This window comes from Nocardiopsis endophytica (genome assembly GCF_027706725.1).
Classification (GTDB): Bacteria; Actinomycetota; Actinomycetes; order Streptosporangiales; family Streptosporangiaceae; genus Nocardiopsis_A; species Nocardiopsis_A endophytica.
In genome coordinates, this window is the sequence record NZ_JAQFWQ010000066.1 from 24,186 (window position 1) to 38,480 (window position 14,295).

Genomic DNA, 14,295 nt, shown 5'->3' on the forward strand with positions numbered 1-14,295 from the left:
ACCGCGATGGGCCCGCCGCCCGGCAGGCGGGGCCGGGGAACCGCCCTGCTCTGGCCGTCGCCGCCGACCACGCCGGCCACGCACACGCCGGACGGCCGACAGTGCTACAGCCAGGGCCACCGACCTTCCTCGTCGCCGCCCTCCACCCCACACCCCGCTGGCCCGCCGCCCGGCCGGGGCCAGGAAGCGGGGTACCTGCTCAGTCGCCCGACCAACCGGACTACCAGCGACCGGACAGACGGCAGGCAGCGTCCGGGAATCGCTCGGCTGTCGCCGTCGCTGCCGAGAACGGTGACCACGCACACGCGCTGCGCCCGACAGCGCTACAGCACGGGCCGCCGACCTTTCCTCGTCGCCGCCCTCTACCCCACACTCCGCTGGCCCGCCGCTCGGCCGGAACTCGCAAGCGGGGTACCTGCTGGTCCGCCGCCTCCGGTATTGCGAGGGGGGCACCTCCCGAACGGGGCCGGGCGCGGGGTGTACCGAGGGCGTGTGTACTCCGGGCGCTCGGCGACGTCGCAGTTCGGGGCGCTCATCCAAGGCCCGCGCAGGCCCTACCCCGGCCCCGCCCAGACCCCACCCCGGCCCCGCGCATGCCCCGCACATGCCCCGCGCGCAGTGAACCGGACCCCTCTGCGGCTGGTTCCGGTCCCGAACGGTGCATGGCGTTCAAGGCCCGAACGGCCCTCCATGCGGCATCATCGTGTGCTGTGAGCGATGCGGACCTGGCCCGGCTGGCCGAAGAGCACGGCGTAGCGACCACCTACGAGGACTGGCGGGGCCGCCGCGTGCGCGTCGGTGCCGACACCCTCCGCCACGTCCTGGCCGCACTGGGGGTCGACGCCTCCGACCCGCGCGCCTCCCTGGAGGCCCACTGGGCCGACCAGGCCCGCCGCCTGCTGCCCCCCGCGGTCGTCGCCCGCGCCGGGCGCTCGCCCCGGACACCCCTGCCCGACGGCGCCCGCTCCTGGGTCGAGCTGGCCGACGGCGGCTGGGCCCGCCCCGGGCCCGACCTGCCCACCGGCGTGCACTCCCTGCACGCCGAGTGCCACGGCGTCGCGCAGAGCGCCCCGCTCCTCGTCGTCCCCGAGAGGCTGGAACCCCCGCGCGCGCTGGGCGACCGCCGCGCCTGGGGACTGACCGCGCAGCTGTACTCCATCCGCTCCCGCGCCTCTTGGGGCCTGGGCGACCTGCGCGACCTGGCCGAACTCGCCGACTGGAGCGCGCGCGACCTGGGCGCCGCCTTCACCGCCGTCAACCCGGTCCACGCCGCCGAACCCGAGATCCCCCTCGAACCCTCCCCCTACCTGCCGGTCAGCCGCCGCTACGCCAACCCCCTCTACCTCCGCGTCGAGGACGTGCCCGAGTACGCCCGCCTCGACCCCACCCAGCGCGAGGCCGTCCAGCGCCTCGCCCGCCCCCTGCGCGAACGCGGCCGCACCGCCGACCTCCTCGACCGCGACTCGGTGTGGGGCGCCAAGCGCGCCGCCCTGGAAGCCCTGTACCAGGTGCCGCGCTCACCCGCCCGCGAGGCCGCCTTCCAGGCCTACCTGGAGCGCGAGGGCGCCCCGCTGGTCGAGTACGCCACCTGGTGCGCCCTGGCCGAGGAACACGGCCCCGACTACCGCTCCTGGCCGCCGGAGCTGCGCGACGTCTCCGCCCAGGAGGTGGGCGCGCGGGCCCTGCGCCGCTGGCCCGAGGTCGACTTCCACCGCTGGCTGCAGTGGGTGCTCGACGACCAGCTCGCCGCCGCCCAGGCCAGCGCGCGCGCCGCCGGGATGCCGATCGGCATCGTGCACGACATGGCGGTGGGCGTGCGCACCGGCGGCGCCGACGCCTGGATGTACCGCGGCACCCTGGTGGAGGGGGTGAGCGTCGGCGCCCCGCCGGACGCCTTCAACCAGCAGGGCCAGGACTGGTCGCAGCCGCCCTGGCACCCGGTCCGGCTGGCTGAGGAGGGCTACGCGCCCTTCCGCCAGACCCTTCGCCAGACCATGCGGCACGCGGGAGGCGTGCGCGCCGACCACGTCGCCGGGCTGTTCCGGCTGTGGTGGATCCCCGAGGGCGCCGACCCCTCCGAAGGCGTCTACGTCCGCTACGACCACGAGGGCATGGTGGGCTCCCTCCTGCTCACCGCGCAGGAGAGCGGCGCCCTGGTGGTCGGCGAGGACCTGGGCACGATCGAGCCGTGGGTCCGCGACCACCTGGCCGAGCGCGGCGTCCTGGGCACCTCGGTGCTCTGGTTCGAGCGGGACGAGGACGGCGCCCCCAAGCGCCCCGAGGACTGGCGCCGCGCCTGCATGGCCACCGTCGCCACGCACGACCTGCCGCCGGTGGCGTCCTTCCTCACCGCCGAGCACGTGGAGCTGCGCGACCGGCTCGGACTGCTCGACCGCCCCGTGGCCGAGGAGCGGGCCGATGCCGAGGCGCAGGTGGAGGCCTGGCGCCGCCGCCTGGTGGAGCTGGGCCTGCTGGACGAGGGGGTGGACCCGGTCTCCTCGCCGTCCACGGTGGTGGCCGCGCTCCACGCCTACCTGGCGCGCACCCCGGCGCAGCTGGTCGGACTGGCCCTGACCGACCTGGTGGGCGACCGGCGGATGCAGAACCAGCCCGGCACGTCCACCGAGTACCCCAACTGGCGGATGCCGCTCACCAGCGCCGAGGGCGAACCGGTGCTGCTGGACGAGCTCTTCGCCGACCCGCATCTGTCGGCGGCGGTGCGCCGCGCCCTGCAGCCGGTCACCGCCGGCCTGTGCCGGGGGCGGTGAGCCCGCGGCCCTTCTGTCGTTGATCTCGGGAAATCCGACGCTACAAGCGCGGTTTTAGCGTCGGTTTTCCCGAGATCAACGGGGAATCGGGCGGGGCCGGGGGATAAGACCCCCGGCCCCGCCGTATCGCTTGCGCGCTTACCGGCTACGCGCCCGCCGGCTACGCCTCCGGTCCGCTACTTCTCGGCCGCACCGGCCTCGGCGTCGCGGCGGCGGGCGCGCAGCGCGCGCTCGACCGTGGCCCGGCCCTCGATCAGCAGGCGGTGCAGCGCCGGAGCCGGGGACTGCGCCTCGATGTAGGCGTCCGTCCGGCGCAGCGTCTGCTCCTCGACCAGGTGGGAGGGGTAGGCGATCTCGGCGAAGGACTGGGCGAACTCCTTCGTCCAGCCCTCCCAGACCTCGCCCAGCCGCGCGAAGTACGGCTCCACGTACGGACGGCACAGCTCGGCGTGGGAGGGCTCGGTGAAGCCCAGCAGCGTCGCCCGGAACTCGGCGTTGGCCATGTCCCCGGCGGTGATGCGGTCCCAGGCCGCCGCCTTCGCCTCGGCCGTGGGGATCGCGGCCCGGCAGGCCGCAGCGAACCGCTCGCCGGTGGCCGTGGGGTCGGACTCCAGCTCCGCCGCGATCTCCTTCTCCCCGGCCCTGCCGCGCGCCACCAGGCGGCGCAGCAGTGTCCAGCGCAGGTCCGTGTCGACGGTCAGCCCCTCGACCTCCAGCGCGCCGTCCAGCAGCCCCTGCAGCAGCGACAGGTGCTCGTCGGACACGGCCGCGTCGGCGAACCCGTGCGCGTAGACCAGCTGCAGGTCGCTGCCGGGCTCGGCGGCCGTCAGCAGGTCGCGCAGCTTGGCGGCCAGCAGGTCGAACCCGGCCGGCGCCCACTCCGGGTCGGCGTAGTTCACCAGCGCCGACACCGCCTGGCGCAGCAGCATCTGGGCCACCGACACGTCGTGCACCCCGCCGATGCCCGACTCCACCAGCCGCACGTAGTCGCGCGCGGCCATCTCCGCGTCCCGGGTCATGTCCCAGGCGGCCGAGAAGCACAGCGCGCGCGGCAGCGACTCGGCGATCTCGCCGACGCCCTCCACCACGGTGCGCAGCGACCGCTCGTCCAGGCGGACCTTGGTGAAGGTCAGGTCGTCGTCGTTGATGAGCACCAGGTCCGGGCGCTCCTCGCCGACCAGCTCGGGCACCTCGGTGCGCGCCCCGCGCACGTCCAGCTCGACCCGGCGGCGCCGCACGATCCCCTTGTCGGTGCGGTCGTACAGCCCCACCGCCAGGCGGTGGTCGCGCAGCGTCGGGTAGTCCTCGGCCGCCTCCTGCAGCACCGCGAAGGAGGTGAAGCGGCCCTGGTCGTCGGTGGCGAACTCGGGGCGCATGGTGTTGACCCCGGCCGTCTCCAGCCACTGCCGCGACCAGTCCGACAGGTCGCGCCCGGAGGCCCGCTCCAGCTGCCGCAGCAGGTCCGACAGCTCGGTGTTGCCGTAGGCGTGCTCCTTGAAATACTCGCGCACGCCCTCGAAGAACGCGTCCACGCCCACGTAGGCCACCAGCTGCTTGAGCACCGAGGCGCCCTTGGCGTAGGTGATGCCGTCGAAGTTGACCTCCACCGCCTGCATGTCGGGGATGTCGGCGGCGATGGGGTGGGTGGAGGGCAGCTGGTCCTGTCGCAGCGCCCAGGCCTTCTCCACGTTGGCGAAGGTCGTCCAGGCGTCGGTCCACTTGGTGGCCTCGGCCTGGCAGTGCACGCTGGAGTAGGTCGCGAACGACTCGTTCAGCCACAGGTCGTCCCACCAGCGCATGGTGACCAGGTCGCCGAACCACATGTGCGCCATCTCGTGGAGGATCGTCTCGGCGCGCCGCTCGTAGCGCGCGTCGGTCACCCGGGAGCGGAAGACGTAGTCCTCCAGGAAGGTGACCGCCCCGGCGTTCTCCATCGCCCCGGCGTTGAACTCGGGCACGAAGAGCTGGTCGTACTTGCCGAAGGGGTACCGCATCCCGAAGACGCGGTGGTAGAAGTCGAAGCCCTGCTTGGTGACCTCGAAGATGGCGTCGGCGTCCAGGTGCTCGGCCAGCGAGGCGCGGCAGAAGACGCCCAGCGGGATGCCGTCGTGGGAGTCGCGCTCCACGTGGTAGGGCCCGGCGATGAGCGCGGTGATGTAGGTGGAGACCGGGTCGGTGGCCGGGAAGTGCCAGCGCACCGCGTCCTCACGGCCCTCGACCGGCGCGCGCTCGGTGTCCGGCGCGCTGTTGGAGACCACCTCGAAGTCGGTCGGCGCGGTCACCGCGAGCTCGAAGCGGGCCTTGAGGTCCGGCTGGTCGAAGCAGGTGTACATGCGGTGCGCGTCGGAGGTCTCGAACTGCGTGTACAGGTAGACCTTGCCGTCGACCGGGTCGACGAACCGGTGCAGGCCCTCGCCGGTGCGCATGTAGGCGGCCTTGGCGACCACGGTCAGCTCGTTGGAGGCCTCCAGGCCGTCCAGAGCGATCCGCCCGCCGTCGAAGACCTGCGCCGGGTCGAGGGCGCGCCCGTTGAGCACGACGGACTCCACCTCGGGGGCCACCAGGTCCACGAACGTGGACGCCCCGGGCTCGCTGCAGTCGAAGCGGATCTTCGTGGTGGACGCGAACGTCGTGTCCCCGGTGGTCAGGTCGAGCTCGACGCCGTAGGAGGCGACGTCGAGGAGCCTCGCGCGCTCACGTGCCTCGTCGCGTGTCAGGTTGCCCGCCACGTACCGCTCCCTTCACGGCCGCCGTCATCGCCGGCCGGACTCGACGAACGGCCCCCGTGCGCCGTGCGCGCCCGGCGGCCCCTGTGATTCGGTTTCCTCCGTTGATCCTGCCACTTCCCGACCGCCGATGCGGAACCGGAATGCCGGGCGCGGCGGCGGGGTTGTGGAGTTGGGGCGGCCCCGGGGCCGCCCGGGCGACCCCCCACTGACGACCCGGAGAACGAGGGCGGAGCGATGAGCGAGACGAAGACGGTGGACTTCTGGTTCGACCCGGCGTGCCCGTGGGCCTGGCTGGCGTCTCGGTGGCTGCTGGAGGTCGAGAAGGTCCGGCCGGTGAAGGCCCGCTGGCACGTGATGAGCCTGGCCGTCCTCAACGAGGGGCGTGAGGACCTGCCCGAGCGCTACCGCGAGATGCTCACGACGGCCTGGGGGCCGGTGCGGGTGGCGATCGCGGCCGAGCAGCGGTTCGGCCAGGACGTCCTGGGCCCGCTGTACACGGCCATGGGCAATCGCATCCACGTGCAGGGGCAGGAGCTGGGCCCGGAGCCGGTGCGCGGGGCGCTCAAGGAGCTGGACCTGCCGGCCGACCTGGCCGACGCGGCCGAGTCCACCGACTACGATGAGGCCCTGCGCGCCTCCCACAAGGACGGGATCGACCGCGTCGGCGAAGAGGTCGGCACGCCGGTGATCTCCGTGGAGGGGGTGTCCTTCTTCGGTCCGGTGGTGACCCCCGCCCCCAAGGGCGAGGCGGCCGGGCGGCTGTGGGACGGCGTGCTGCTGGTCGCCGGGACCGACGGCTTCTTCGAGCTGAAGCGCAGCCGCACCCGCGACCCGATCTTCGACTGAGAACGCGCACCGGAACGGCACACGAGGCGATGCGGCCGCGCGGCTCCGGCGCCGGGGGCGCCGGAGCGGCCGGGCGCACGGAGAACAGCACCGGGAGGACCGGCGATGAGCGGACCTGACGACGAGCGGCGGGTCGACCTGTCGGACGACGAGCCGCCCGTCCTGCCCGACATCACCGACGACGAGCGCGGCTCGTCGTGGGGCGAGCGCGAGGAGGACGACATCGCGCGCCTGCTGGAGGACCGCCCGCCGCACTGGGGCTGATCCGGGCTCGGAGCCCGCGCGGACAGGCGGGGGTGCTCCGCGTTGATCTCGGGAGAAACGACGCTACCGGGCCGCTTTTTGGGGCGGTTCTCCCGAGATCAACGGCGCAGGGGCGGCGATCGGCGGCGGGTTTCGGAGGAGCTCTCCGGGCCCCTGGATCGCTTCCGCGCGGCCCGCGAACACCTGGAGGGGCCCACCGGCCGGTGGGCCCCTCCAGGTGCTCCGGCGGAGGCGCGGAACATGCTCCCGTGCAGGGCGTCGCGGCCGCGGTCGGCCGGGCGCGGCTCCGGGGCGCTGACCGGATCCCGCGACTGGCTCCCCGCCCGCCGACGGGCGGTCACGGGCGCCGAGGGCTCCCCGGACGCGATCCCGGTGCGCGCACCTGCTCCGGGCCCCGGAACGGGCCCCGGGCGGATTAACCTAACAGTGTTCTGGGAAGGTGGGCGGCATGCGATCCCTCTACATCGAGGGCGCCTGGACGCCCTCCGCCTCCGACGCCTCCATCGACGTCGTCGACCCGTCGACCGAGGAGGTCATCGACGCCGTCCCCGCGGGGGACGCGTCCGACGCCGACCGCGCCGTCGGCGCCGCCCGGGCCGCCTTCCCCGGCTGGTCGGCCCTGCCCGTCGCCGAGCGCCGCGCCGCCCTGGGCAAGGCCCTGGACCTGCTGCGCGAGCGCGCCGACGGTATGGCCCGCACCATGGCCGCCGACATGGGCGCCCCGCTGCGCTTCGCCGCCAAGGTCCAGGTCGGCCTGCCGCTGCTGATGTTCTCCACCTTCCTGGACCTGGCCGAGGAGGTCGGGGAGCGCTACTTCACCGGCGAGGAGGTCGGCAGCTCGCTGGTGGTGCGCGAGCCCTACGGGGTCGTCGGCGCCATCACCCCGTGGAACTACCCCCTGCACCAGGTCGTGCTCAAGGTCGTCCCGGCCATGCTCGCCGGGAACACCGTGGTGCTCAAGCCAAGCGAGGTCGCCCCGCTCAGCGCCTACGACCTGGCCGAGGCGCTGCACGACGCGGGCCTGCCGCCGGGCGTGTTCAACCTCGTCATGGGCACCGGCCCCGAGGTCGGCGAGGCGATCGCCGCGCACCCGGATGTCGACATGGTCTCCTTCACCGGTTCCGGCCGCGCCGGGACCCGGGTGAGCGAGGTCGCCGCCGCCACCGTCAAGAAGGTCGCCCTGGAGCTGGGCGGCAAGTCCCCGAACGTGCTGCTGGACGACGCCGACCTTCCCGCCGCCGTCAAGGCCGGGGTCGCCGACGTCATGCGCAACACCGGGCAGAGCTGCAACGCCCTGACCCGCATGCTGGTCCCGCGCTCCCGCTACGACGAGGCGGTCGCCCTGGCCGCCGAGGCCGCCGCCAAGTACGCCCCGGGCGACCCCAGGGAGGAGGGCACCCGGATGGGGCCGGTCGTCTCCGCCGCCCAGCTCGAGCGGGTGCGGGGCTACATCGAGGCGGGCGTCGCCGAGGGCGCCCGGCTGGTGGCCGGGGGAGCGGAGGCGCCCGAGGGGGCCGGGCGCGGCTACTTCGTGCGCCCCACGGTCTTCGCCGACGTCACCAACGACATGCGCATCGCCCGGGAGGAGATCTTCGGGCCGGTCCTCACCGTCATCGCCTACGACGACGAGGAGGACGCGGTGCGCATCGCCAACGACACCGAGTACGGCCTGGCGGCGGGGGTGTGGTCCGGCGACGCCGACCGCGCCATGCGGGTGGCGCGCCGCCTGCGCGCCGGCCAGGTGCAGGTCAACGGCGGCGGCGTGAACCCGCTCGCACCGTTCGGCGGGTACAAGCGCTCGGGTGTGGGGCGCGAGTGGGGCCTGCACGGGCTGGACGAGTTCTGCGAGGTCAAGGCCATCCAGCGGTGACGGGTGGGGCCGGACGGGGCACCCGGGACCGCCGCATAGGATGATCTGAGGCGTTTCGCCCCGGTTGTTATGTCCCGGTTCCCGTCTGTCGAGGTGTGACGTGAGCAGCAAGCCCGCAGTGTCCAAGGCCGGTCCGCTGAGCAAGGACGTCAAGGCCATGGTCGTCACGAACGTGGTGGCGATCCTGTCCATGGCCCTGTTCGCGGCCCTGGGCCTGGGCGTCGCCTACGCCGCCAACGGCACCCTGGTGTTCTGAGGCAGGCCGACGGCCCACCGCGGCCCGCTCCGCCCCGCGACCCGGGGCAGGGGCGGGCCGCGGCGCTTTGTGCGCCGCTGACCTGCCACACTAGGGGCGTGCGAGTTTATCTTGGTTCCGATCACGCGGGCTACGAACTGAAGGAGCACCTGGTGTCCTGGCTCAAGGAGCACGGGCACGAGGTCGCCGACGCGGGCCCGGCCGTCTACGACGCCGTCGACGACTACCCGCCGTTCGTGCTGCGCGCCGCCGAAGGCGTCGCCGCCGACCCGGGCGCCCTGGGGATCGTCATCGGCGGCTCCGGCAACGGCGAGCAGATCGCCGCGAACAAGGTGAAGGGCGTGCGCGCCGCGCTGGCCTGGAGCGAGGACACGGCGGTGCTGGCCCGCGAGCACAACGACGCGAACGTGGTCGCGATCGGGGCGCGCATGCACAGCCTGGAGGAGGCGACCCGCCTGGTGGAGCGCTTCCTGGAGACGCCCTACAGCGGGGAGGAGCGGCACACGCGCCGCATCGACATGCTGTCCCGCTACGAGGAGACCGGCGAGCTGCCGCCGCTGCCGTAGGCCGTGCGGAGTTCCCCCCTCACTCGGCCTCTCAGGCGTTGATCTCGACGAGAGTGCTGCCGAATCCGCCGGAATGACAGCACTTTTGTCGAGATCATCGGCGAGGGGGCCGGTGAGCCGGGGCGAGGACGGCCACGGGCCCGCCGACGCCTGCCGAAGGCGATCGGCGGGCCCGCTGCGCTGCCGGTGAGCGGACCCGCCGGGCGGGACGTCCCCGGAGCCCGTCCGGGGGACGACGTCCTGCAGCGACCGTAATACGGTTCGCGCCCCCTGAAAAGTGCCGGATCCCCGCAGGCACAGGAGGGCCGCGGCGCAACAGCGGCGGGCGGCCGGAAGCCGATGCGGACGGCGGCCGCGGCCGCCGGAGGCCACGGCATTCGGCGGGACACCGGCAGGGCAGGGCGCCGAGGCGGGAGGATGCGCCGCCACCCGGCATCGCCGCCGACCGCGGCCGGGAACGGCGCCCGGGTCCGCTAGAAGACCACCGAGCAGAACGGCTCGTGGTCGATCGTCAGGGCCAGGTCCAGCTCCGCGGCCGCGCGCGGGGCCGTCTCCGTGGCCATGCCCGCAGCGGTGTACGAGCCCAGCCTCGTCGAGCCGAGGTAGGCCGCGCCCAGCTGGGACACGTCCACCACCAGGTCCGGTTCGGCCTCCGTACGGACGCACTGGACCGACCCGGCGCCGTCGGCCCGCAGCCGCCACCGCCCGGCGTTCCACGGGCAGTCGCGGTCGGCCACCTCCAGCACGGTGTCCACCGGCGCGGCGTACGAGCGCTCCTCCAGCGCCCGGGGCAGGTCCACCAGCCGGATCCACAGCGGCTCGCCGACCGCCGCGCGCAGCCGGCCCCGGTCGGCGAGCAGGTGGGGCAGGGGCGTGTCGTCGGGCAGCATGTCCACCGAGACCTCGCTCACCAGGTCCCGCCCGAGCAGGTGCTCCCACAGCAGCGCCTCGGCGGCCGGGGTGGTGGAGAAGACCTGGGCGACCTCCATCCGCCCGTCCGGGACCTCGTCGTCCCACCCGCCCTTGGTCCGGTACACCGCGTACCCCTGGGGGCCGGAGGCGTTCGCGGCCACCACGCACAGCTTGGCCGCGTAGCCGCCGCGCTCGTCCGGCTCGTCGCGGAGCAGCAGGTCCCACCAGGCCCCGTCGCGCTGGAACTCGCCGACCCGCCGGGCGGCCACCGTCTCGTGCACCTGCTCCATCTCCTTGCGCATGTCCGCGAGGAGGCCCAGGCTCAGCGACAGCGACGCGTCGCGCGGAACGTCGGGGCGAAGCGCCGTCTCCCGGGTGAGCATCCGGGCGCGGATGGTCCGGGACGCCGGGCCGTACCCGAACCGCCCGTAGATGGCGCCCTCGGTGGCGAAGAGGGCGGCCACGCTCTCCCCGGCCTCGTGGACGTCGGCGAGCTGGCGGCGCATCAGCGCGCTCAGCACGCCCCGGCGCCGGTGCGTGGGCCACACGCCCACCGCCGAGACCCCGGCCACCGGCCGCGGCCCGCCGGGCAGTGTCATGGTGAACGGGTGCACCACGGTGGTGCCGACCATCCGGTCGCCGTCGAAGGCGGCCAGGGTGCGGTCCAGACGGGTGAGGGGGCGCCGGAACTCCTCGTCCTCGGGGGCGCGGGCGGACAGAAGGGCGGTCCCGCACACGCGGGCGAAGGCGGTGAACTCGTCGGACTCGATGGGCCGGACCGGCCACCGCGGGCCGGAGACTGCGTTGTCGTCCATGCTGATGTCCTACTACCGGCGCCGCGCGCGGGCGAATGGTTTTTCCGCCGAATCGGGTGTGAGATCGCCGGATGCCTGACGCGAGCCCGCTCGTCCGGCCATACTTGACCATGAGGAGTTCTGCGCGATTTCCGGGCTGCACGCTGGGGCGATATCGGATGGTCCCTTTTCGGGGTTGCTGTCGCATTTGCCGCCGGGGCGGCGTGCTCGACCGGTTTTCCCGCGCTAAGGTGCGGGAACGATGAACTCCACGCCTGCCGCGAAGCTCAGCCGCCGAGCGCGGTCCCTCTGGCAGCGCGCGGCGGCCTTCCTCAGGCGCAAGGTGCTCTTCCGCTACCGGCTGGTGCTCATCACCCTGGTGCTGCTGGCCGTCGGCATCTGCGCCGGGGCCGTGTGGGGGCCGCCCGGGTGGTTCCCGCCCAGCGCCGTCATCCTCACCGTGCTCGCCGGGGGCCTACTCCTCAAACGCAAGAGCCTGGCATTCCTGCTGGGCGTGGTCGCCGTCGCGCTGGTGGCCACCGCCCTGGCCCTGGACTTCGGCCAGGTCGGCCCCGGCCTGGCGGTCACCATCGGCGTCGCCGGAGTGCTCGCCTACCTGCTGTCGGGGGTGCGCGAGCGCCTGGGCGTGCAGGGGTTCGGCGGCGAGAAGATGCTGCTGGAGCTGCGCGACCGGCTGCGCGCCCAGGGCCGCCTGCCCGACCTCCCGCAGGGGTGGGGCGCCGGTGCGGTGCTGCGCCAGGCGGGAGGCTCCTCCTTCGGCGGCGACTTCCTGCTGTCCCGCCTGCACGAGGGGCGCCTGGACCTGGCCCTGGTCGACGTCTCCGGCAAGGGCGTGGACGCCGGAACCCGCGCCCTGCTGCTCTCAGGCGCCTTCAGCGGCATGCTCGGCGCCGTCCCCTCCGAGCGCTTCCTCGCCTACTGCAACGACCACCTCGTCCGCACGGCCGAGGGTGAGGGATTCGTCACGGCCGCGCACCTGAGCATCGACCTCGAAACCGGCGACTACCTCATCACTTCGGCCGGCCATCCCCCGGCGGTCCAGTTCGACAACGGGGCCGGACAGTGGTCGACTACCGATGCCAAGGGCGTCGTGCTCGGAGTGATCCCCGAGATGACCTACACGCCGGTGGAGGGCCGTCTGCGCCCCGGCGACGCGATCATGCTCTACACCGACGGGCTGATCGAGACCCCCGGCGAGGACCTCGACGCCGGCGTCGACCGCCTCCTCGGCGCCGCCGAGGGAATGGTCGCCCAGGGGTCGCTCCAGGGCTTCCGCAAGGGCATCGAGCGCATCGTGGACACCCTCGGCAAGGGCGGCAACGACGACACCGCGCTCGTGGTCATCTGGCGTTCCTGACGCCGTTCCCGGGTGGGCCCCCGGGCGGGGGTAGTGTCGCACGGTGCCCGCCCCGGGCCCGCGCGTGCCCGGAACGCGCCGACGGACGAGGGAGCGAAGGGGGTGCCCGGTATGGCCGACGAGGACAACGGCGAAGAGCTCATCCGGCTGATCGAAGAGAACGACCTCACCGGTATCCGCCTATGGCTGGCCAGCCATGCCCCCTATGAGATCGCCGACGAGCTGGAACGCATGGACAGCAGTCGGGCGATCGTGCCCTTCCGGCTCCTGGACAAGGACCGCGAGCTGGAGGTCTTCGAGGAGCTCGACCCCGTCCACCAGCAGGAGATCCTGGTCGGCCTGCGCGACGCGGCCTTCCACGACCTGCTGGAGGAGATGGACCCCGACGACCGCGCCCGGCTGATCGGGGAGGCGCCCGCCAAGATCGCCACCCGCGCGCTGGCCGGGCTCAGCCCCGCCGAGCGCAAGATGACCGCCGCGCTGCTCGGCTACCCCGAGGGCTCGGTCGGCCGGTACATGACGCCGGAGACGGTGATCCTGCACCGGGACCTGTCGGTGGGGCGCGCCCTGGAGGTGGTGCGGGCCAAGAGCGCCGAGGCCGAGACCGTCTACACCCTGCCGGTGGTCGCCGACGGCCGCCGCTTCGACGGCACCGTTCAGCTCGCCGACCTGGTGCGCGCCGACGACGACACCCCGCTCAAGGACGTCGTGGACGTCCTGGTGCCCAGGGTGCAGGCCGCCGAGCCCGCCGAGGACGCCGCCCGCCTGATGCAGGAGGCCAACCTGGTCGCGCTGCCGGTGGTCGACTCCGAGGAGCGCTTCGTCGGGCTGCTCACCTTCGACGACGCCCTGGAGCTGATCGAGGCCGCCGACTCCGAGGACATCGCCCGCCAGTCCGGCGCCAGCCCGGTCGCCGGGCACTACGTGGCCGCGAGCGTGGTGCGGCTGGCCCGGGCCCGGGCCACCTGGCTGCTGCTGCTCATCGTCGCCGCCACCCTGACCGTCAACGTCATGCAGGCCTATGAGGCGACGCTGGAGCAGGTCACCGCCCTGGCCCTGTTCGTGCCGATGCTCACCGGCACCGGCGGGAACGTCGGCTCGCAGTCGGCCACCGCCATCGTGCGCGCGCTGGCCGTGGGCGAGGTGCGGGTGCGCGACCTGCCCCGGGTGGCGGGCAAGGAGGCGCGGGTCGGCCTGCTGCTGGGGCTGATGCTGGCCGCCGTGGCGATGGTGATCGGATCGGCCCTGGTGGGCACGCTGATCGCCGGGGTGGTGGCGGCCTCGGTGATCGCCATCTGCACCTGGGCGGCGGTGATCGGGAGCTGTATGCCGCTGCTGGCGCGCCGCGTGGGCGTGGACCCGGCCGTGGTGTCGGCGCCGCTGGTGGCCACCCTGGTCGACGCGACCGGCCTGCTCATCTACTTCAACATCGCGCGGCTGGTGCTGCACATCTGAGGACCCCGGGGGCGCGGTGCGCCCCCGGCCCCGCCCCCGCTGGCCCGCCCGTGCCCGCCTCCGGGCATGATCGCCGGGGACGCCGGGTATCGGTTACGGAGAGACACTGGCCGGACGCGCCGAAGGGGGACGGAATGTCCGGAATCGGAGACGCTTTCGACAAGGCCAAGAAGGCCGCGGCGGACCACGGTGAGAAGCTCGCCGAAGGGGTCGAGAAGGCGGCCGGCTTCGCCAAGGAGAAGACCGGCGGCGCGCACGACGACAAGATCGACAAGGCCGGCGGTGCGGCGACCGAGTACCTCCGCAAGCAGGCGGCCAAGCAGCGCGGCGAGGACGGCGGCAAGGAGGCCTGACGGGGAGCCGCCGCGCGCACGCGCGCGAACGCCGGAAAGGTGCGGCGCCCCGGGCGGCGGGCCGTCCGGGTGTGGCGTGGAGGGCAGCGACGAGAAGAGGCCAG

General features: G+C 73.8%; 11 protein-coding genes. 9 read left to right on the forward strand and 2 right to left on the reverse strand.

Annotation, left to right across the window (positions count from 1 at the left end; translation table 11 throughout):
- Nucleotides 1-710 precede the first annotated feature (710 nt).
- Nucleotides 711-2,768, forward strand: coding sequence for a 4-alpha-glucanotransferase (gene malQ / locus O4J56_RS20615; protein ID WP_270687852.1), 2,058 nt, complete (start codon nt 711-713; stop codon nt 2,766-2,768).
- Between the two features lie 176 nt (nt 2,769-2,944).
- Here the strand turns inward: malQ and pepN are convergent, their stop codons facing one another.
- Nucleotides 2,945-5,497 (reverse strand): aminopeptidase N, encoded by a 2,553-nt coding sequence (gene pepN, locus O4J56_RS20620; RefSeq protein WP_270687853.1) that lies wholly within the window; start codon nt 5,495-5,497, stop codon nt 2,945-2,947.
- A gap of 234 nt (nt 5,498-5,731) precedes the next feature.
- On the opposite strand from pepN, the gene O4J56_RS20625 reads away from it, so the two are divergent.
- From O4J56_RS20625 to O4J56_RS20645, 5 genes are all read left to right on the forward strand, one after another.
- Entirely contained in the window at nt 5,732-6,343 is a 612-nt protein-coding gene (locus tag O4J56_RS20625) for a mycothiol-dependent nitroreductase Rv2466c family protein (protein WP_270687854.1), read from the forward strand.
- A gap of 105 nt (nt 6,344-6,448) precedes the next feature.
- Nucleotides 6,449-6,607: a hypothetical protein gene (locus O4J56_RS20630; protein WP_270687855.1), complete on the forward strand. Its 159-nt coding sequence runs from the start codon at nt 6,449-6,451 to the stop codon at nt 6,605-6,607.
- 448 nt (nt 6,608-7,055) lie between these two features.
- The gene (locus O4J56_RS20635; protein WP_270687856.1) at nt 7,056-8,477 is read left to right on the forward strand and encodes an aldehyde dehydrogenase family protein; all 1,422 of its coding nucleotides are present in this window, start codon (nt 7,056-7,058) and stop codon (nt 8,475-8,477) included.
- Nucleotides 8,478-8,577: 100 nt separating this feature from the next.
- Nucleotides 8,578-8,733: a hypothetical protein gene (locus O4J56_RS20640; RefSeq protein ID WP_270687857.1), complete on the forward strand. Its 156-nt coding sequence runs from the start codon at nt 8,578-8,580 to the stop codon at nt 8,731-8,733.
- A 98-nt stretch (nt 8,734-8,831) separates the two neighbouring features.
- Nucleotides 8,832-9,299, forward strand: a complete 468-nt coding sequence (locus O4J56_RS20645) for a ribose-5-phosphate isomerase (RefSeq protein ID WP_270687859.1) — start codon at nt 8,832-8,834, stop codon at nt 9,297-9,299.
- A gap of 473 nt (nt 9,300-9,772) precedes the next feature.
- Here O4J56_RS20645 and O4J56_RS20650 read toward each other — a convergent pair whose 3' ends face one another.
- Nucleotides 9,773-11,026, reverse strand: coding sequence for a GNAT family N-acetyltransferase (locus O4J56_RS20650; RefSeq protein WP_270687860.1), 1,254 nt, complete (start codon nt 11,024-11,026; stop codon nt 9,773-9,775).
- Between the two features lie 241 nt (nt 11,027-11,267).
- On the opposite strand from O4J56_RS20650, the gene O4J56_RS20655 reads away from it, so the two are divergent.
- From O4J56_RS20655 to O4J56_RS20665, 3 genes are all read left to right on the forward strand, one after another.
- Entirely contained in the window at nt 11,268-12,383 is a 1,116-nt protein-coding gene (locus O4J56_RS20655; protein ID WP_270687861.1) for a PP2C family protein-serine/threonine phosphatase, read from the forward strand.
- Nucleotides 12,384-12,494: 111 nt separating this feature from the next.
- Entirely contained in the window at nt 12,495-13,838 is a 1,344-nt protein-coding gene (gene mgtE / locus O4J56_RS20660) for a magnesium transporter (RefSeq protein WP_270687862.1), read from the forward strand.
- Nucleotides 13,839-13,972: 134 nt separating this feature from the next.
- Nucleotides 13,973-14,191 (forward strand): antitoxin, encoded by a 219-nt coding sequence (locus tag O4J56_RS20665; protein WP_270687863.1) that lies wholly within the window; start codon nt 13,973-13,975, stop codon nt 14,189-14,191.
- The last annotated feature ends 104 nt before the right edge of the window (nt 14,192-14,295 follow it).